Here is a 20,185-nt window from a genome sequence, read left to right on the forward strand (position 1 = left end):
CCTGATTTAATCTGCTGCTTCACCTGCACGATTTCCCCGCGAGATTGTCACGGTAATCTTAGCGTCTCTTGCCACTGCTGTCCCAGCATGGGGCGACTGCTTCATCACCGTTCCTGTTTGAACAGCACCTGAATAATCATACTTTAAATCTAAATTAAAGCCCATGCTATTGGCATACTCTTCCACACTAGATTGTGGCCAATTAGTCATGTCACGTAAGTTAAAACCATTTGCACCGACACTAACAGTTAAGATTATTTTTTTACCTTTAGGATGCACCCGTTCACCTGCATCCAAATTTTGTGCCATGATTTCACCAGCACCTAAAGTGTGAGAAATTGCACGGCGTTTCTTAACTTTAAATCCTGCTTGGCGTAATTGATTTGCCACTGATCGGTAGTAACGGCCAGTGTAATCTTTAACTAAATAGGCTTTTTTACCAGTACTGACGCGCATTTTAACCACAGAATGCCGCTTAACTTTTTGTTTAGCTTGTGGTTGGGATCGCACAACACGTCCGGCTTTAACTTCTTCATCCGCCTTTTTCGTTGCAGCACCCACTTTTAAATTAGCATCAATCAAGGCATTCTCTGCTTGCCGCTGCGTCATGCCACGGACATTGGGCACGGTTACCGGTAAAAGCTGTCTCGCAACAAAAAAGCCGCCACCGACTAACAAAAACACAATTAACAAAAATAACGCAGAAAACCGTAACCGAGAACGAACTCGCCGTCGCGGTTTTTGCAGACTAGCAGTTTGATCGCCAGTGTGCGTTGCTGGCGCTGTCTTAGTTACATTTGTCGCAGCTGATGCCGGACGAACAGCTGCCGAAGCGGGTGCTGCACTGCTGGTATCCGTATATTGCTCTGGCTTTAGTTTTGGAATTACCTTAGTCGCTTCGTCCGCAATTTTTGATTTGAATTTGGGCTCATTAGCACGTAATGGCGATAGTGCCGTTTTTAAATCATCAGTCATCGCTGCAACGGATTGATAACGCTCGCTAGGCTCCTTTGCAGTTGCACGTAATACAACGTTTTCCAAGGCTTGCGGAATATTCGGGTCAATGTGCCGGACTGAAGGGATCTCACTTTGAAAATGCTTTAAAGCGATGCTGACAGCCGTCTCCCCTTCAAATGGCACCTTTCCAGTCAACATTTCGTATAAAATAATCCCTAAAGAATAAATATCTGATTGTTTAGTGGCCACACTGCCACGCGCCTGTTCTGGAGACAAATAGTGAACTGAGCCTAACATTGAGTTAGTTTGCGTAATTGAATTTTCTGATAACGCAACTGCAATGCCAAAATCTGTAATTTTTAAATGACCAGAGGGATCAACTAGAATGTTTTGCGGTTTTAAATCCCGGTGAATAATCCCATGTGCGTGTGCTTGTTGAACTGCTGCCAAAACTTCCATCATCATTCGAACCACTTCGGCGTAAGGGATCGGGTAATGATCAGCGATATACCGCTTTAAATCAGTTCCAGAAACATACTCCATCACAATGTATTGCAAGCCGTTGTCTTCCCCGACATCATAAACAACCACAATGTTAGGGTGCACTAACTCTGTTGCCGCCAATTCTTCACGCCGAAAACGCCGAATGGTATCTGGATCATTTTGTAAATCTAATCGTAAGACTTTAATCGCCACTTCGCGATTTAAAATTAAGTCTTGCGCTAAATAAACATTAGCCATACCGCCTTCGCCAATTGAACGAATAATCCGGTAGCGGCCATCTAATTTATACCCTGCCTCCATCATGACTGGCCGCCTCCACGATCTTCATACAATAATAAAGCAGTAATGTTATCCTTACCACCAGCAGCATTAGCCTGATCTACTAAAGCCTGACACTTTTTAGCTAAACTTTTCGGACTAGCTAAAATGGAACGGATCTGCTCATCGGTTACCATATTGGTTAAACCATCGGAACACAATAAAATGTAGTCACCATGCTGCGAACGGCGAACAACCACATCAGCATCCGCCTGTCCCGATACCCCTAATGTTCTGGTAATAATATTTTTCTTAGGGTGGTGTTTAGCTGCTTCAGCACTTAACTGGCCGCGTTTGACCAGTTCGTTAACTAATGAGTGGTCTTCTGTCAATTGTGTCAGTTGGTTTTGGCGGTACAGGTAAGCCCGGCTGTCACCAATATTTGAAATGATAAATTCATTTTTGAAGTAAATCGCCGCCACAAAAGTCGTTCCCATCCCGGATAAATCTGGATAACGTTGCGATTTATCCAAAATATGTTCGTTTTCTTTTTGTAGTTCTGCTACTAGCCAAGAAATAATGGGTTCGACTTTATTAAAGTGCGTCTGCTCAAAATCATGGCCAATATGTAAAACGGCCATGGCAGAGGCCACATCACCACCAAGGTGACCCCCCATGCCATCTGCCACAATCGCAAATTGAACGCCAGCCATATTTTGATAGACGCTTACATAGTCTTCGTTGTTTGGCCGCCGGCGGCCAATATCCGTGCGGTAAGCGAATTTCATTTTTTCTACCTCGATTTCCGTTTCAAATTACAAATGAAGAAACCATCCGTCCCGTAATCATCCGGATACAACTTTAAGTAAGGTGTTGTTGCAACCTTCAGGGGGTGATCAGTCTGCACTGGTAATGGTGTGAATTCAGGATGTTGCTGCAAAAATTGTGCAATTACAGCTTGATTTTCTTCATTAACAATTGTACACGTACTGTAAGTCAAAATGCCACCTGGTTTTACTTTCAAAGCAGCTTGATTGATAATTTCCAGCTGCAATTGTTGTAAATTCATTAAATCTGCTGGTTGCCGTGCATATTTAATCTCTGGTTTACGCCGCATTAAACCCAAACCTGAACACGGCGCATCCACCAAAACACGATCAAAATGCTGATCTGGCACAACAGAATCTAAATGCCGCGCATCACCAACATGAGCAGAAATTAAATCCGCAACTTGCAACCGTCGTGCGTTTTGTTGCAGCAATTTAATTTTATGGGGGTAAAGATCAAATGCTGTGACGTGTCCGCCTGCCGCTTTTGAAAGCAATGCAGCAATGTGTGTTGTTTTACCACCTGGCGCAGCACAGACATCTAAAACTTGGTGGTGTGGTTGTAAACGCATGCTACTTGCCACTAACATTGAGCTTTCGTCTTGTAAAGTATAGGCACCCTCTTTAAATAACGAAGTCCCAGCTAAAAAGCCACCTTGACGGACTAAACCTACTGATGATAACGCACTAACCTTGGTCGGCAAATCTAATGCTGCAAGCTGAGTTTGCACTTTTTCCACCGAGGTAACTGCAGTATTAACCCGTAAAGAAGCAGCTGGCGGTTGATTAATAGTCTTTAAGATGGCACTTGTTTTAACCTGGCCTAATTGATCTATTAATTTTTCAACTAACCACTGGGGAACGCTAGCACTTACACTTAAACGCTGCAAAGGGGATTTAATCTTATTTAAATCAGGTAGCCCTTGACGTTGTATTTGGTGTAAGACTGCTGTGACAAAGCCAGCTGCCCCACGATTTTTAGCTTTTGCAATCTCGGCAGCTTCATAAAAAATCGCCCGATCAGGTATTTTAGTCAAATAGACCATTTGGTACACTGCTACCCACAAATCTTGTTTTACCCAATCTTGCAGGCGGTTAGGCTTTTTAATAAAGGGCTGTAAGTAAAAATCCAGTGTCAACTGGCGCTGAATGACGCCATAAACCAGATTAGTTAATAAGGCGGTGTCCCGACCAGTCAAGGCGGTTTGTGCAATTAGTTGATCCAAAGCAATATTGGCATAACTGCCTGCTGTAGCCACACGGTGCAATAAATTAACTGCTAAATAACGTGGCGAATACTGGCGTTTAGTTTTCAATGAGCTGTTGTCCTTTCTTAATCCCTTGCCCTTGGCCATTTAAAAAGGCAGTAGTGGTCATTTTTGCTTTGCCCGCAGGTTGTAATTCTTCTAGATACAAAATCTTCTGGTCACCAGCAGCGATCCCTAAACGGTGCTTAGTAATGACAGCTACTTGGCCAGCTGCCAAAGTAGTCGTTTCAGCGCTAGGTGTTGCCCGCCAAATTTTGGTCCGCCGACCAGCCATTTTGACATAAGCACCAGGCTGTGGCCGCAATGCGCGAATTTTACAGTCCATCTCACGCGCAGTTAAGGTTAGCGTTAATTGTTCCTGTCCTGGCTTGATTGTTGGCGCAAAAGTCACCTGCTGTTCGTCTTGAACTTGTGGCTGAATCTTGCCAGCTAGGAAATCAGGCAATGTCTCCAATAACAATTTTTCACCCACTTGACTTAATTTAGCAAATAAGGTGCCATTATCGTCATCGGCTAAAATCGGTACTGCTTGCTGCCGTAAAATAGCACCAGCATCCATTTTCATCACCATTTTCATGATAGTGACACCCGTTTTGGCTTCACCATTGAGTAACGCGTATTGAATTGGCGCACCGCCACGATATTTAGGTAATAAAGAAGCATGGACGTTTAAAGCGGCAACTTTAGGTGCTGCTAAAATTTTCTGTGGCAAGAACTGTCCAAACGCAGCGGTAATAATTAAATCAGGCGCAAGTGCAATAATTTTTTGTGCTTCTGGACTACCACTTAATTTTTCCGGTTGCAAAACTGGCAAATCATGGGCCAATGCAACTTTTTTAACTGGTGAAGGTGTCATCACCCGTTTACGCCCTACCGGACGATCGGGTTGGGTAACTACTGCCAACACTTGGTACCCTGTTTGAATGAGACTTTCTAAAATGGGCGCGGAAAATTGGGGTGTGCCCATAAAAACGATTGAAGTCAATCGGCATTCCTCCTTAACGATCAGGGCATAGCCCTTTTACTTAAATAAAACTCAACGGCTCGCGGTCAATGGCAATCTGAATGCCATTACGTGCTTGATTTTCTTGCATAATCTGCGCTAAAACCGATTCAAGCTTAGGTTCGCGCTTGTATTTAATCACCATTTGGTAATAGTAGCGCCGATTTACCCGGGCAATTGCACGGGGAGTCGGCCCTAGCAAAATTGCCTGTGGGGATAACGCTGGCTTTATCTGGTTCATTAATTGAAAAATCTTTTTTGCTGCTTCATTTTCTTCTGGATGGCTGGCGGTTAGCAAAATTGTAAAATAATAAGGTGGATAACCGCCCTGATGGCGCAAAGTCATTTCTCGCTTATAAAAGCCTTCATAGTCATGGTGCCGGGCTAAACGAATGGCATAGTGTTCCGGATTATAAGTCTGAATGATGACTTCCCCTTTTTTAGCTGCCCGGCCAGCACGTCCACTGACCTGGGTCAACAATTGAAAAGTCCGTTCGCTAGCACGAAAGTCAGGCAGCCCCAACGCAGTGTCTGCATTAAGCACACCTACTAACGTCACTTCAGGAAAATCTAATCCTTTAGCAATCATCTGTGTACCTAATAAAATGTCCGCTTGTCGCTGGCCAAATTGATGTAAAATTTTACCATAAGCACCTTTACGCCGGGTAGTATCGACATCCATCCGCAATACGCGGGCTTGTGGCAATAACTGTTTCAATTCACTCTCTACTTTTTGCGTACCGGTGCCATAATAACGGATTTTACGACTGTGACAGTTTGGACAAATTTGCGGAATTGGCTCCTCGTGCCCACAATAATGGCACTTCATGGTGTGAGTATCCATGTGTAATGTTAGCGAAATGTCACAATTAGGACATTTTAAAACAAAACCGCAATCCCGACACATAACAAATGACGAAAAGCCACGGCGGTTAAGCATTAAAACGCTTTGCTCCTTGTGCACTAACCGTTGACGTAATGCTTGGAGCATCAAACTTGAAAAATTACTTTCCTTGGTTTTTTTCAATTCATTTTTCATATCCACAACGGTCACTTCGGGTAACGGTTGCTGATTAGCACGTTTTTTTAACCGGATTAATTGGTACACGCCTTTTTGCGCCCGGGCACGAGATTCTAGAGATGGCGTCGCACTACCTAGCACAACAGGGCAATGATGATAACGTGCCCGCCACAGTGCCACGTCGCGCGCATGGTAGCGTGGCATATCATCTTGCTTATAACTGGTTTCATGCTCTTCATCCATCACGATCAACCCAATTTTCGTCAACGGAGCAAAGACCGCTGACCGAGCACCGACGACTACTTGTGCTTCACCGCGTTCAATTCGGCGCCATTCATCATAGCGCTCCCCTTGTGACAAACCACTGTGTAAAACTGCTACTCGCTGACCAAAACGACCTTTCACCCGAGTAACCATCTGGGGTGTCAGGGCGATTTCTGGCACTAGCATCAATGCGGTTTTTCCTGCAGCGATAGCAGATTGAATAGTTTGCAAATAAATTTCTGTTTTTCCGCTGCCCGTAACGCCTTCAATTAAGAAAGTTTTAGCTTGTTGTTGCTCACTAGCAGCCGTGATTTGTGCCACGGCAGTCCGCTGTTCAGCCGTCAAAGTTAAAGGTTGCGTGCGTGGTACTTGCGCTAATTTTGCGTAAGGATCACGGTAAGTTTCTAAAGCCACAACCTTCAGCCAACCCTTTTGTTCCCCGGTGTGCATATGCGTTAAAGTTAAGCCAGTTGCCGCTGTAATCTGTGGTAATGGCAATGGCTTTTTAGCAGTGGCATGCTGGCTTAAAAAATCTAGCAGTTGGTGTTGGCGTTTCGCGTTAGCAGGAATTTTTTTAGCCATTGCGACATAAGCTGCTTGAGAACATAAAGGTTGAACGGCCTTAACTGTTTTAACTTTAGCCCGATCATGAACTTGATAAGAGACAGTGACCAAATGCTGTCGCTGCAATGCTAACACCTGTTTTAACTCTGCCGATCCTAAATCAGCCACATCCAATTGGCTATGACCATGAAATAACGCCTTTGCAGCAGCCGGTGCACCAGCCACTAACTGAACTTTCTTAACATAACTAGCTTTCATAACACTAGGCAGCATCGTCTGCATACAACTGATTTGAAAGGCAAACGTCCGCGTTGCCAGCCATTTAGCTAACGCTAGTAATTCTGTATTTAACACAGGCTGTAAATCTAAAACTTGAATGATCGGCTTGAGTTGACCCTGAAAACTTGCTTCATCACTAATAGCAATAACAAAGCCTTGAACACGGCGTTTACCCTTTCCAAAAGGTACCACCACGCGCATGCCAGGCTTTAATTGCGCCTGCCACAATGTTGGAATTTGATAGTCAAAGGGCCGATTGGTCTGCATCGTTGGCACATCAACGATCACTTGTGCAAACTTTGCCATGACGATCGCCTCTTTTTCAATTAATCTGTTTGCGCTGCAATTGCCAATTGCAAAATTTGTTGCGCAATTTTTGTTTTATGCGCCACTTTTAGGGGCTGTGGTGCTTGATTTGGTTGCAAAACGGTGACTTCATTAGTATCCCGATTAAAACCAGCATGAGGGCTAGAAACATCGTTTGCAACGATCATATCGACCTGTTTTTGTGCTAACTTTCGCTGGGCATAAGCTAACAGGTGCTGTGTTTCCGCGGCAAAGCCGATAAGAAATTGATGCTGTTTGCGCTGGCCCAATTCTGCTAAAATATCCGGATTCTTAGTTAGTTCTAAAGTGTAAGTTGTTGCCGTTTTTTTAATTTTATTGGTAGCCGGTGCGGCAGGACGAAAATCAGCTACCGCAGCAGCCATAATCACCATAGCTGCTGTCGCAAATCGTTTTAATAACGCATTACGCATAGCAGCTGCTGAATCAACGTGAATAACTGTGATTCCAGCAGGTACTGGTAATTGAGAGACTGTACTGATCAACGTCACTTGTGCACCTAAATTACGTGCTGCTAGCGCTAATGCATAGCCCATTTTACCTGAGGAGTCATTGGTTAAATAACGAACTGGGTCCAAGCGCTCCCGAGTACCACCAGCAGTGACCAACACTTGTTGCCCATGTAATGGCAACGTTGTATCTGCTGCAATTAAATCAGCTTCCACTTCAGCAACAATTTTAACTGGTGCTGGAAAACGGCCTTTACCTTGGTAGCCTTCCGCTAAAAAGCCAGTATCAGGATCAATAATCCGCATTCCATCTTGTTTCAAAACAGCCAGATTACGCTGAGTAGCTGGATTTTCCCACATATGAACGTTCATCGCTGGTGCAATAAATTTGGGGGCTGTGGTGGCTAATAATGCAGTGCTAGCGAAGTCATCTGCGATGCCCGTTGCAAGTTTTGCCATTAAATCGGCAGTGGCTGGTGCAACCACTGCCACATCCGTCCAATCTGCTAATTCAATGTGTGCCACCTGATCAGGTGCCAATTGTGCAAAGCGATCAGTGTAAACCTCATGTTTGCTGAGTACTTGAAAAGTCAGCGGTGTGACAAAAGCTTGTGCGCCTGCAGTTTCAACCACACGTACTTGTGCTTTTTGCCGGATAAATTCGCGTACCAACGTCGCTGCTTTATAGGCTGCGATACCGCCACTGACATAAAGTGCAATGTGTTTGCCCGTTAACAAAGCAAATCATCCTCCCCGTATCCCGATGAGTTAACCTAATATAGTTATTGTAGCAGAAAATGCGTCTGACAACAGTCAATAAAAAAAGCGTCCGGAACAAATTGTCCCGAACCGCCCAAACTGAGCTAAGTTAAACAAGTAAACTACTCTGCATCATGTTTATCTTCTTGATCTTTTTCTTCCGCTTCATGTTCAGTCATTTGTGAATCAGGATCGATTACAACATCGCCTTTAACAATTTCTTCTAGGGCTTTACCTACTGGTTTCGGAGATTCATAATCATTTTCTGGCAACATTTTAACGCCGCCAGCTTCCAACTCATGTGCCCGTTTAGCTGCTAAAACAGCCAAAGAATAACGAGAATCGACTTTATCCAATAATTTATCAATCGATGGGTATAAAATCATTTTTTCACCACTCCTATCATTTTTTCATACTGGGTGATCACACGCGGAACTCGTAAATGTTCACTTTCAATAATTCGCTCAATGCGATGAACAGCATTACGGATGGTATCATTAACCACGGCATAATCGTATTGCCGCATCATTTTAATTTCTTCAACTGCTTTAAGCATCCGTTTATCGATGGTCTTTTGGTCTTCAGAACCGCGGCCAGTAATTCGTTTTTTCAGTGAACTTAAGTCAGGCGGGGTTAAAAAAATAAAGACACCATCCGGACATTTTTTCCGTACTTGCATCGCTCCGTTGACTTCAATTTCCAAAAAAACATCTTTACCAGCATCTAAAGTCTGATTCACGTATTTTAATGGTGTTCCGTAATAATTATCTACGTAACGAGCGTACTCTAGCATACCACCATTAGCAATTTCCTGTTCAAATTGTGCTTTACTACAAAAATAATAATCCACCCCGTTAACTTCACCGGGACGAGGCTTACGCGTGGTCATTGAAATGGAATAAACGAAGTCCCGTTTCTTATCACGAAACATTGCTTTACGGACCGTTCCTTTTCCTACCCCAGATGGCCCCGATAAAACGATTAACATACCGCGTGTTGTCATCGTTTAATTCTCCTTCTACAAGTTTAATTTTAACCTCTATTTTGCACTCTTTGCAAACATTTTTCAAGTTTAGTTAGTGAGCATCTCATTGAGAATTTGGCGCAACTGATCCAGCTCATCATTGGTGAACGTCAAGCCCTTCCCCATCTTACTGTGGTCTGGTGCCCAATCCCGCAAATCAAATTTAGCTGGCCGACCATTCCAACTAACTAAATTCAATTCTCGTTTCCAGCCACTCTTATTGGTACTAATCACACCGACAGTTTCTTCAATTTCAAATTGTAACGCACCTGCCATGTGTCACCCTCCTAGCTAAAATTACTATCATGAATACTAATCAGTGTAGCATAACCTAGCAATGACGTCTAAAGCCAATCAGGCTAAACAAAAATTTAGTCAAAAATGATTGCATTTTAGAACGCTTGTTCGTATAATGGATATACAAACAAATGTTCGGAGGTAAAAACATGGCACTTCATCAAGCAAGCTTAAAACAATTTAGCACACGTTTACAGACTTCCTATCAAAAAATCGTTCATTTTGAGGCGCCGGCAGCAGCTAAACCAACTAAAGCACTACCACAAATGCCTAAATTTCAAATTGATCACTTTTTAAAGCAAGCTTTGGCCAAGCAATTACCCGTCACAGTTCAGTTCAATGATTTTGATCACGGTGGTCAAAACGCTTTGAACGGAAAGTTTAAACAACAAGCAGCAGGGCCCATTATTTTTCAAGCAGCTAATCATAAACTGTTCCATTTAGTAACTGCTAATGCCATTCGCTACATTGCTTTACAACAACCTGCAGCTACTTTAGCCAAAAGTGGCAGTTAAACAGCGTGCTATTGTTGTTAAATAATCCTAGATTGATTAACTTAACTTCCCCTTTTAAATCACTATGACTTATACGGGCAATTAATGGTCATTTAATTTACTGTAACGCCACCTAAAATTAATTTTAAATCACCTAAAAAGTCGGTTAACACTTAATTGTAGTTAACCGGCTTTTTTTATTTAAACTTCTTGGTTTAGCTAGTTGCCTGATCGGTCTGTAGTTGCCGTTTTTCTTGATTTGCCAACTGTAAAAGTTCTTGCGCGTGTTCACGCGTTAATTTAGTGACCGCTGTCCCAGCAAGCATTCGCGCTAATTCATCTACCCGTTGTGCAGCTTTTAAATGCACTAAAGTCGTTTTAGTCCGCTGCTTACTAATCTGTTTGCGAATGAAGAAATGCTGATCGCTCATTGCTGCAACTTGCGGTAAATGTGTGATGCACAATACCTGTGAAAAACGCGCAATACCAGAAATCTTGTCCGCAATTGCTTGCGCAACACGACCACTGACACCAGTGTCTACTTCATCAAAAATAATGCTGGTAATCCCTTGGCTACGCGTAAAAATCGTCTTTAATGCCAGCATCATTCGCGATAATTCACCACCAGAGGCAATTTTTGCCAGTGGACCAGCTGCCTCTCCTGGATTAGTCTGTACATAAAATTCAACATCATCTAATCCAGTAGGGTAAAAATGAATCGATCCTTGTTCCTTAAAACGAACCGAAAAAACAGTTTTTGCCATGTACAAAGCCGCAAGCTGCTGGTGAATGGCTTGGCTTAACTTTTTAGCGCTTTGTTGCCGTCGTTGAGAAAGCTGTTTCCCTAACGTTAACAATTTACTTTTAGCAGCTTTTACTTGTGTCGTTAACTGATCACTATTATTTTCTGTAGCTTCCATTTTTTCTAGTTCTTGTTTAATGTTGTCATAGTAACTCAGAATCTGCGGAATGCTATCGCCATATTTACGCTTTAATTGCCGAATAGCTTCGAGACGATTTTCAATTTCATTTAGCCGACCTTCATCCCACTCCATTAAATCTGCTTGGCGCAAAATATCGGAACCAGTATCTTGTAAGGTATAGTAAGCATTTTGCACGCTATCGGCCAATTGTTGATAAGCGGGATCTAAGCTGGCAATTTGCTGTAATTCCGTCATTGCCGTTCCTAAATGGTCCATAGTTCCGGCTTCATCGCCAGCAATAGCAGCATAACTGGTATTTAACGCTGTTGTAATGCGCTGAAAATTAGTTAACCGCTGACGCTCACTTTCTAAATTAGCTTCTTCATCTGGCTTTAGTTGGGCTGCATTAATTTCATCCACTTGAAAACGGAGCATATCCAAGCGCTGGGCCCATTCCTTTGCGTGGGCTTTATGATCTTGATAAAGATTGTGCAGGTGTTGGTATTTTTTATAAGCTCGCTGATAAGCAGCAAGTTTAGGGGCAATTTTAGCTTGATCAAACTCATCTAACAACGCTAAATGCTTTTCAGGATGCATCAATTCTTGGTGTTCATTTTGACCATGAATGTCCACTAAGGTTTCTCCAATTTCTTTCAAAGTCGTAGTGTTAACTAGTTGGCCATTCACCCGACAAATATTGCGTCCACTCCGATAAAGATCCCGTTGCAATAAAACATCATTATCCGGGTGATCAATGCCATATTTGTCTAGTGCAGTAAACGTGTTATTTTGCGCAGGCAAATGAAAAAGCCCCTGTAAGCGCGCTTTATTTGCACCTTTACGAATGAAATCTTGTGAGCCACGCCCACCTGCCAAAACACCGACTGCATCAATGATAATTGATTTACCTGCACCCGTCTCACCTGTTAAAACCGTCATGCCAGTTTGAAACGCAATGTTTAGTTTTTCAATAATGGCAAAATCACGAATATCTAACTCCTGAAGCACAAGAATCCTCCTCTAATTGAAACGCAAAAGGAACACTTGAAAACAAAGAACCTGCTTATCCATTAAGCAAGTTCAACAATATCTGGTATAAATCCTGTGCTGCCGCAGGTGTTTTAGCAATGATTAACACCGTATCATCTCCACCAATAGTGCCGAAAACATCAGCAAAATTAATTTGATCAATCAATGTTGCGATTGCCGCGGCATTGCCAGGCAATGCTTTTAAAACAATAAAATAATCTTGTACAGCCATGGAGACATAAGCATCTGCCAACACACGCTGCAATTTTTTCTTTGTATCAACTCGTTGTTTAGAGGGCAAACTATAGCGGTAACCGCCATTAGATGATGGCACTTTAACCAACTGCATTTCCTTAATGTCCCTTGAAACTGTTGCCTGCGTCACTTTAACGCCAGCTGCCGCCAACAAAGTCACAAATTCCTCTTGTTTTTGAATGTCGTGAGCTTTTAGCAGTTGTCGAATCAAACGCTGTCGTTCAGATTTACGCATACCATCACCTTGCTTTCCCTAGTCTAACTTTAATCATAGCTTATTAAGGGTTAAAATTAAAGCGTTATCTCACCGCCAGCAAGGCAAATAGTATTACTTAGTCGCGTTATTTAAACCCTGATAAGCCGCTTGTAACGTTTTATCAATTGACACTGAAGCTGCTGCTTGTGGTTTAACCGCATTAGTCAACCTTAACTGCGTAATGAATTCAATGTTACCAGTACCGCCTTTAATCGGTGAATAATCTAAATTTAATACATCATAATGATGAGCTAGTGCGAAATTTAAAATTCGTTCTAAAACTGCCCGGTGAACTTGTGGATCGCGCACAATACCGCCTTTACCAACGTATTCTGGCCCAGCTTCAAATTGTGGTTTAATTAACGCAACCACAGTACCACCAGGTTTCAAAATCGTCGCCAAATTAGGTAAAATCAAACGTAGTGAAATAAACGAAACATCGATGGTCGCAAATTCAGGCTGCCCATAAGTGAAATCAGCTAATTGACTGTAACGGAAATTAGTTTGCTCCATCACCGTCACACGCGGATCTTCTCGTAATTTCCAAACTAATTGGTTGGTCCCAACATCTAATGCGTAGCTATGCGCTGCACCATTTTGCAACATGACATCAGTAAAACCACCTGTTGAGGAACCAATGTCCAAAACATTTTTTCCTTTAACATCTAATGCAAAGACTTTCATTGCTTTAGCTAATTTCAAACCACCACGGCTCACATACGGCATATGTTTACCTTTTAAATGTAAAGTTGTATCACCGGGAATCTTACTGCCCGGTTTATCATAACGCTGATCGTTTTCATCATAAACTTCTCCGGCCATTACCGCGCGTTTAGCTTGCTCCCGAGAATCAAAAAAGCCTTGCTGCTGCAACAATACATCAATTCGTTCTTTCTTCATGCTCACCATTTGCCTCCATTAAACCGCTAATTCAGTTAAAAATGCCATTAATAAGCTAACATCGCTTGAGGCAACTAAGGGTGTTAGCGCCTGTTTTGCCGCGACAAGTTCTGTCGCCAATGCTTTTTTCGTACCCGCCAACCCTAATAAAGCAGGATAAGTATTTTTATTTGCCGCCTGATCTTGATGCACCGGCTTGCCTAACTCTGCAGCGGTACTAGTAACATCCAACAAATCATCACGAATTTGAAAGGCCAGTCCCAGATGATCAGCATAATTCGTTAAAGCTTGTTGGCGTTGCGTGTTCACTTCACTAACAGTTGCCCCCATTAAAATACTCGCTTTGAGTAAAGCGCCAGTTTTTTGCCGATGTAATGCTTTAAGGGCGGTTAAATCTAATTGCTTCTTTTCGCCTTCCATGTCAGCAACTTGTCCCGCCACCATGTTACTTGGACCAACGGCTGAAGATAATTGTTGCACCAATTCAACCGTAATACCAGCTGAAAATTGACTATTGCTCAACCACTGGAAAGCCAAGGCCTGTAAGCCATCTCCTGCTAAAATTGCCATTGCCTCGCCAAATTTTTTATGGTTCGTGGGTTGCCCCCGCCGCAGATCATCATTATCCATCGCTGGCAAATCGTCATGAATTAGCGAATAAGTGTGTGCCAATTCAATCGCAGCAGCAGCTTGCAAACTTTGCGGTAAGCGATCCGCATGAAACGTTTGAACAACTGCTAACATCAATAACGGCCGGATCCGCTTGCCACCAGCCATGACAGAATAACGCATCGCTGCCTGCAGTGTCGGCGCAGAGACGTCGTGGTTGATTTTAAGGCGCAATAACTCATTTAACGCTGGCAACATTTGTTTTTTAAATTCGGCTAAATCAGTCATTTTGCTCAGTTCCTTCATCTTTTTTAGCCTCTTCAAATGGCGCTTCCGTCCCATTTTCTGCCATCATCTTAGTTAAGGTTTTTTCAGCATGCGTTAAAGTATCTTGTAGTGTTTTACTGAGTTTCACACCCTTTTGAAATTCGGTTAGGGCTTGCTCTAAGGGAATATCTCCTTGTTCTAAGTTCGTTACGATCGTATTTAGTGCATTTAAATTATCTTCAAAGCTTGGTTCTGCCATCCCAATTGGCCTCCGTTCTATTTTTTATCCTGGGGCTTTACCTTAATCACTTTAGCCGCAACTACCGCATCTGTGACGTGTAGATCAATTTTTTTATCTGGTTTAAAATCCTGTGCCTTTTTTAAAACATTGCCAGTGTCATCCGTGACGTAGCTATAACCCCGACCCATAATTTTTAACGGGCTGAGATAATCCAAAGATTGAATTTGCTGCTGCACAGTTTGCTGTTTAGCTCGCAAATACCGCTGCATTGTTTGCGTTAGTTGCTGATGCAGCCGAGTAACGTCACGTTGTGCCTGTTGCAGACGCATTTGTGGCTGATGTTGCTGTAAGCGACCGTTAACCACTAATAACTGTTGTTGTTTCGTCTGTAAAACTTGGTTAAAGCTAGTTTGCAAACGTCGATTAAGCTGATCTACATTTTGCAAATAACCATCGTACAAGCGTTGTGGCTGCCGAAAAACGTAGGATTGACGCAACCGATCAACTTGTTTTTTTGCCAATGCCAAGCGATTTCGTAAAGCCTGAACCAAACGGACTTGCTGTTGTTGTAATTTTAACACTTCATCACTTAACACTGGAACTGCTAATTCAGCTGCTGCTGTCGGCGTCGCCGCTCGTACATCAGCCACTAAATCCGCAATAGTCGTGTCAGTTTCATGCCCCACCGAAGAAATAACAGGAATTTTGCTAGCTGCAATGGCCCGTGCCACTTTTTCCTCATTAAACGGCCATAAGTCTTCAATGGAACCACCGCCACGGCCCACAATCAAGGTGTCGAAATTATCTAATTGATTAACCTGCTGGATTTTAGCGACAATGTCTGCTGCCGCCCCATCTCCTTGCACTAAAGTTGGAAATAAAACCAACTGAACAATTGGATAGCGCCGACGTGTTGTCGTAATAATGTCCCGGATAACAGCACCACTAGGACTTGTTACAACAGCAATCCGCTTAGGAAAGCGAACTAAAGGACGTTTAGGCGCATTGAACAAGCCTTCCTGCGCTAACTTCTTTTTTAATTGTTCGTAAGCTTGATAAAGCGCGCCAATCCCATCTGGCTCCATGTGTTCTACATAAATTTGGTAACTGCCGTTAGGCGCATACAGTGAAATCCGACCGACTACCAAAACTTTCATCCCAGTTTCTGGTGTAAACTTCACTTTTTTAAATGCTGAACGAAACATCACAGCACTAATTTTTGCATGGTCATCTTTCAAACTAAAATATTGATGTGCTGGACGCAAGCGAAAATTTGAAATTTCACCAGTCAGGTAAACTCGTTCCAAATAAGGATCCCGGTCAAATTTCGCTCGTAAATACTTGGTCAATGTCGTAACGGATAAATAATCTGTGCGTTCAACCATGGTTTGTCTGTCTCCTTGCTAATTGCACCGTCTGGTAAAATAACATTAAACTAGTCATGGGCCCAACACCTCCAGGAACTGGTGTCAGCGCACGGGCAACTCGGGCAACGCTAGCATAATCCACATCCCCTGCCAATTTACCATTAGCTAACCGGTTAATCCCAACATCAATCACAATCGCACCTGGCTTAATGGCTTCGGCTGAAATCATATTCGGCTGGCCAACTGCAGTCACCAAGATATCCGCCTGTTGCGTTAATTTGGTCAAATCAGTCGTGAACCGGTGGGCAATTGTCACTGTAGCATCCTGATTTAACAATAAAGCGGCTAATGGCCGACCGACTACCACACTACGGCCGACTACCACAACGTTTTGGTGTTTAACTGACAAGTGATAATGATCTAATAATTTTAAAATGCCATAAGGTGTATTGGGAATTGCATGTGCGTGCCCGGAAAATAAATAACCTAAATTTAGCGGATGCACACCATCCACATCTTTACGCGGGTCAATGGCTAAAATGGCCTGCTGACTGTTAATATGAGCTGGTAATGGCATTTCCAACATAATTGCATGAATGTGATCATCTTGATTAAGCTTCTGAATAATTGTGGTTAATTCTGCTGTAGAAGTCGCATCAGGCAATTTTGTGGTTACCAAACGGACACCAAGTTTTGCTGCCCGCTTTTTTTTACTGCGCAAATAAATCTGACTAGCTGGATCATCCCCTACCAAAATGGCGGCTAAAGTCGGGAGTGTTCCAGTTGCTTTTAACTGCGTGATCTTTTGCTTTAAATCTGTGACTAATCCCTGTGATGCCTTTTTTCCATCTAATATTATCACGGCAAATTGACGCCCTTTCTAAAAAAGCTGAGCTTACAACGTTAAGTTGTCGCCCAGCCGCAAAATTTTATATTGCCCAGTCATCATTAAGCTAAATGACGCTGCCGGATTACTGCTGCTAACACACCGTTGATAAATTTACGTGAATGCTCATCACTATAATCTTTAGCGAGCTCCAACGCTTCATCTACCGCAACCTTAGCCGGAATTTCAGGGACCTTTAGCATTTCATATAACGCAAGCCGTAAAATCACGAGATCAGTTTTTGCAAGCCGATTTAACGACCAATCTGTACTTAAATGCTGTTGAATCAACTCATCTAGTGCCGGTAAGTCCGCCTGCACGCCATTGACTAATTTCAATAAATAAGCGGGTAAGGCCGTTTCCTTACCCGGAGACGCAACTAAGGAAGCCATCAACGCCTGCTGATCAACGTCAGGATTAGCATCGACCGCAAACAAAGTCTGCAATGCATATTCACGAATTTTGTGTCGGTTGATCACTTAGGTTCACCATCTTTGCCATCATCGTCTTCAGCAAACAAATTATCTGGATCCACTGAATTAGCTAATTTTTCTGGAATCACACCAACAACATGGATATTGACTTCAGATAACTTTAAGTCCGTCATAAATAAAAGCTGTTCCTTGATGGTATCTTGCATTTTTAAAGCGACTTGTGGTACAGAAACACCATAATTTAAATAAGCGTAGATATCAGCTTGAATTTGGCCTTCTGTTACCGTCAATTTAACGCCCTTGCCACGGTCTTGTCGTCCTAACAATTGACTAATGCTAGAAGACAATGTTCCCCGCATTTTATAAACACCATCAACTTGACTGGCCGCAATTCCTAAAATGATCTCAATCACTTCTGGTGCGATCTCAATCCGACCTAATGCTGGTTCAGCCTTACTATCCAATACAATATTTGTGTTTTCAGCCATTCAATAGACCCTCCTTAATTACCTGTCTGTAACCAATCATTATGCCCGTGAGATGTAAGTGCCATCCTGAGTATTGATCAATAGTTGATCACCTTGGTTAATGAAAAATGGCACTTGAACCACTAAACCAGTTTCCATCGTTGCCGGCTTAGAACCACCAGATTGCGTATCGCCACGAATACCTGGCTCGGTTTCAGTCACTTTCAATTCAACAGTATTTGGTAGTTCAACACCTAAAGTTTCACTACCATACATGATCAAACCGACTTCCATGTTCTCTTTCAAATAATTTAATTCATCTTTAATTTTTTCGCTTGGCAAAGCGATTTGATCATAAGTGGTCATGTCCATGAACACATAATTGTCGCCATCTTGATAAAGATATTGCATCTTCTTATTATCAATTTGCGCCCGTTTTACTTTTTTACCAGCTTGGAATGTTTTTTCCTGAACTGCGCCAGTCCGCAAATTTTTTAGCTTTGACCGAACAAATGCACTGCCTTTACCTGGCTTAACGTGTTGAAATTCAACAACCCGCCATAATTCGCCTTCTACTTCAATGGTTAAACCTGTTTTAAAATCATTTACAGAAATCACTTGCTATTCCTCCTCTACGCGATACATGCTCATTAACTATAGCAAGACCAGTCTAAATTTGGCAAGGCGCTAAACTACAATTAAGTCATGCTTTGGTGCATTATTTAAAATTTGATTGCCAGATGACATAATTAAAAGATCATCTTCGATGCGGACACCACCTAACCCTAATAAATAAATACCGGGTTCCGCAGTGATCACATTACCATCAACCAAGGTGGTATCTGAAGCACTAGGACTAGCTAAAGGTGTTTCATGAATTTCTAAGCCAATACCATGGCCAGTGCCGTGACCGAAGTAGTCGCCATAACCGGCTTTTGTGATCACCTGCCGGGCAACATAATCAAATTGCTGACCAGTTAACCCAGCACGTGCATTTTTAATCACTTGTTCTTGGGCCTGCAAAACAATTTGATAAATGTGCTTTAACTCAGAACTTGGTTGACCCACTGCAAAAGTCCGGGTTAGATCTGACACATAGCCGTGGTAATAGCAGCCAAAATCCAACGTGACCAATTCATTAGCAGCGATGACTTTATCCGTGGCCACACCATGTGGCATTGCCGAACGCGGACCACTTGCAACAATGGTGTCAAAAGCAACACTAGAGGCACCCTGCCGGCGCATGTAAAAATCTAAATCATCCGCAACCTGACGTTCAGTCATGCCGGGATGAATGGTAGTCAATACATGTTGATAAGCTTGATCAGTGATTGCAGCTGCTTCACGGATTAACGCGACTTCATCCGGGTCTTTAACCGCTCGCAACTGCTCCACAATTCCTGAAGTGGGTACCAACCCCACATCAAATAAGTCAGCCAGATCATCATAAGTATTAAACGACACATAATCAGCTTCAAATCCTAAAGTTGTTAGCTGCAATTTTCGTAAAAGCCGATTAATTTCTGCAAATAACGAACCAGCACTTTCGACAATGGCGTAACCCTGGGGTGCTACCTGCTGATAGGCTTGTTGTGTATACCGAGAATCCGTCACAAAAAACGCACTAGTCCGTGTAATCAGCGCAACACCAGAAGTACCAGTAAAATGAGTCAAATAGCGTAAATTAGCAGCATTAGTCACCATTAAACCATCTAACTGAATTGCCGTTAACTTTTTACGCAAAGCCGCTAATCGTTGTGCCATTACTTGCCTCTTTTCTGATCATATCGCCTTTTTAATACAGACCAATTTTAACACCTATTATAACAAAAAGCAGTGACAAACAAAATGGCTGCACTAAATAATCCCTTTATGCCATAAAAAAAGTTCGGAACACCCTAACAGGCTGCTCCGAACTTGATGTAGCAGTTTATTTAGCTGCCGCTACTTTAACCGGATAAACTGATACCTTTTTCCGCTTCTTATCTAAGCGTTCAAATTTAACAACGCCATCAACTAAAGCAAACAAAGTATCATCACCACCGATACCAACATTAGTACCAGGATGAACTTTTGTTCCGCGTTGCCGATAAATAATTGAACCGCTTGTAACAGTTTGTCCATCAGCACGCTTGCTGCCTAAACGCCGGCCGGCAGAGTTACGGCCGTTGGCAGTTGAACCGCCTCCCTTATGATGGGAGAAGAATTGTAGATCCATTTTCAACATCATCGGACACC

The 20,185-nt window shown here is 42.7% G+C and carries 22 protein-coding genes; 1 reads left to right on the forward strand and 21 read right to left on the reverse strand.

The window, feature by feature from the left end; genetic code table 11:
• Nucleotides 1–6 precede the first annotated feature (6 nt).
• The 9 genes from pknB to FC24_RS01815 form a co-directional block, all read right to left on the reverse strand.
• Nucleotides 7–1,764, reverse strand: a complete 1,758-nt coding sequence (gene pknB, locus FC24_RS01775) for a Stk1 family PASTA domain-containing Ser/Thr kinase (protein ID WP_057873160.1) — start codon at nt 1,762–1,764, stop codon at nt 7–9.
• The gene (locus FC24_RS01780; RefSeq protein ID WP_057873161.1) at nt 1,761–2,507 is read right to left on the reverse strand and encodes a Stp1/IreP family PP2C-type Ser/Thr phosphatase; all 747 of its coding nucleotides are present in this window, start codon (nt 2,505–2,507) and stop codon (nt 1,761–1,763) included. The genes pknB and FC24_RS01780 overlap by 4 nt, the downstream gene beginning before the upstream one ends.
• A 5-nt stretch (nt 2,508–2,512) precedes the next feature.
• Entirely contained in the window at nt 2,513–3,862 is a 1,350-nt protein-coding gene (gene rsmB, locus FC24_RS01785) for a 16S rRNA (cytosine(967)-C(5))-methyltransferase RsmB (protein WP_083485599.1), read from the reverse strand.
• A complete protein-coding gene (fmt, locus tag FC24_RS01790) occupies nt 3,852–4,799 on the reverse strand; it encodes a methionyl-tRNA formyltransferase (protein ID WP_057873163.1) in 948 nt (315 codons plus the stop codon). The genes rsmB and fmt overlap by 11 nt, the downstream gene beginning before the upstream one ends.
• A gap of 40 nt (nt 4,800–4,839) precedes the next feature.
• The gene (gene priA / locus FC24_RS01795; protein ID WP_057873164.1) at nt 4,840–7,251 is read right to left on the reverse strand and encodes a primosomal protein N'; all 2,412 of its coding nucleotides are present in this window, start codon (nt 7,249–7,251) and stop codon (nt 4,840–4,842) included.
• Between the two features lie 20 nt (nt 7,252–7,271).
• Entirely contained in the window at nt 7,272–8,477 is a 1,206-nt protein-coding gene (gene coaBC, locus FC24_RS01800) for a bifunctional phosphopantothenoylcysteine decarboxylase/phosphopantothenate--cysteine ligase CoaBC (RefSeq protein ID WP_057873165.1), read from the reverse strand.
• Between the two features lie 143 nt (nt 8,478–8,620).
• Nucleotides 8,621–8,884, reverse strand: a complete 264-nt coding sequence (gene rpoZ, locus FC24_RS01805) for a DNA-directed RNA polymerase subunit omega (protein WP_057873166.1) — start codon at nt 8,882–8,884, stop codon at nt 8,621–8,623.
• A complete protein-coding gene (gene gmk / locus FC24_RS01810; RefSeq protein WP_057873167.1) occupies nt 8,881–9,501 on the reverse strand; it encodes a guanylate kinase in 621 nt (206 codons plus the stop codon). The genes rpoZ and gmk overlap by 4 nt, the downstream gene beginning before the upstream one ends.
• A 69-nt stretch (nt 9,502–9,570) precedes the next feature.
• On the reverse strand, nt 9,571–9,798 hold the full coding sequence (locus FC24_RS01815) for a YdbC family protein (RefSeq protein ID WP_057873168.1): 228 nt from the start codon (nt 9,796–9,798) through the stop codon (nt 9,571–9,573).
• 170 nt (nt 9,799–9,968) lie between these two features.
• Between FC24_RS01815 and FC24_RS01820 the strand changes: the two genes are divergently transcribed.
• Nucleotides 9,969–10,334, forward strand: coding sequence for a hypothetical protein (locus FC24_RS01820; protein ID WP_057873169.1), 366 nt, complete (start codon nt 9,969–9,971; stop codon nt 10,332–10,334).
• Between the two features lie 194 nt (nt 10,335–10,528).
• On the opposite strand, the gene recN is transcribed toward FC24_RS01820, so the two are convergent.
• The 12 genes from recN to rpmA all read right to left on the reverse strand — a co-directional run bounded on the left by recN (nt 10,529) and on the right by rpmA (nt 20,174).
• The gene (recN, locus tag FC24_RS01825) at nt 10,529–12,244 is read right to left on the reverse strand and encodes a DNA repair protein RecN (RefSeq protein WP_057873170.1); all 1,716 of its coding nucleotides are present in this window, start codon (nt 12,242–12,244) and stop codon (nt 10,529–10,531) included.
• Between the two features lie 55 nt (nt 12,245–12,299).
• On the reverse strand, nt 12,300–12,755 hold the full coding sequence (gene argR / locus FC24_RS01830) for an arginine repressor (protein WP_057873171.1): 456 nt from the start codon (nt 12,753–12,755) through the stop codon (nt 12,300–12,302).
• Nucleotides 12,756–12,848: 93 nt separating this feature from the next.
• Nucleotides 12,849–13,676, reverse strand: a complete 828-nt coding sequence (locus FC24_RS01835) for a TlyA family RNA methyltransferase (RefSeq protein ID WP_057873172.1) — start codon at nt 13,674–13,676, stop codon at nt 12,849–12,851.
• Nucleotides 13,677–13,694: 18 nt separating this feature from the next.
• Nucleotides 13,695–14,573, reverse strand: coding sequence for a polyprenyl synthetase family protein (locus tag FC24_RS01840; RefSeq protein ID WP_057873173.1), 879 nt, complete (start codon nt 14,571–14,573; stop codon nt 13,695–13,697).
• On the reverse strand, nt 14,566–14,811 hold the full coding sequence (locus tag FC24_RS01845; protein ID WP_057873174.1) for an exodeoxyribonuclease VII small subunit: 246 nt from the start codon (nt 14,809–14,811) through the stop codon (nt 14,566–14,568). Before FC24_RS01845 ends, FC24_RS01840 begins: the two co-directional genes overlap by 8 nt.
• A 17-nt stretch (nt 14,812–14,828) precedes the next feature.
• Nucleotides 14,829–16,178, reverse strand: a complete 1,350-nt coding sequence (xseA, locus tag FC24_RS01850; RefSeq protein ID WP_057873175.1) for an exodeoxyribonuclease VII large subunit — start codon at nt 16,176–16,178, stop codon at nt 14,829–14,831.
• A complete protein-coding gene (locus FC24_RS01855) occupies nt 16,171–17,022 on the reverse strand; it encodes a bifunctional 5,10-methylenetetrahydrofolate dehydrogenase/5,10-methenyltetrahydrofolate cyclohydrolase (protein WP_057873176.1) in 852 nt (283 codons plus the stop codon). Before FC24_RS01855 ends, xseA begins: the two co-directional genes overlap by 8 nt.
• A gap of 86 nt (nt 17,023–17,108) precedes the next feature.
• Nucleotides 17,109–17,525, reverse strand: coding sequence for a transcription antitermination factor NusB (nusB, locus tag FC24_RS01860; RefSeq protein ID WP_057873177.1), 417 nt, complete (start codon nt 17,523–17,525; stop codon nt 17,109–17,111).
• Nucleotides 17,522–17,968, reverse strand: a complete 447-nt coding sequence (locus tag FC24_RS01865; protein WP_057873178.1) for an Asp23/Gls24 family envelope stress response protein — start codon at nt 17,966–17,968, stop codon at nt 17,522–17,524. Before FC24_RS01865 ends, nusB begins: the two co-directional genes overlap by 4 nt.
• 39 nt (nt 17,969–18,007) lie before the next feature.
• A complete protein-coding gene (gene efp, locus FC24_RS01870; protein ID WP_057873179.1) occupies nt 18,008–18,565 on the reverse strand; it encodes an elongation factor P in 558 nt (185 codons plus the stop codon).
• A gap of 69 nt (nt 18,566–18,634) precedes the next feature.
• Nucleotides 18,635–19,711: a M24 family metallopeptidase gene (locus tag FC24_RS01875; protein WP_057873180.1), complete on the reverse strand. Its 1,077-nt coding sequence runs from the start codon at nt 19,709–19,711 to the stop codon at nt 18,635–18,637.
• 166 nt (nt 19,712–19,877) lie between these two features.
• Nucleotides 19,878–20,174 (reverse strand): 50S ribosomal protein L27, encoded by a 297-nt coding sequence (gene rpmA / locus FC24_RS01880; protein WP_057873201.1) that lies wholly within the window; start codon nt 20,172–20,174, stop codon nt 19,878–19,880.
• Nucleotides 20,175–20,185: the final 11 nt, after the last annotated feature.

Origin of the sequence: Loigolactobacillus rennini DSM 20253, assembly GCF_001436505.1 — a bacterium.
In the GTDB taxonomy this organism is placed as follows: domain Bacteria; phylum Bacillota; class Bacilli; order Lactobacillales; family Lactobacillaceae; genus Loigolactobacillus; species Loigolactobacillus rennini.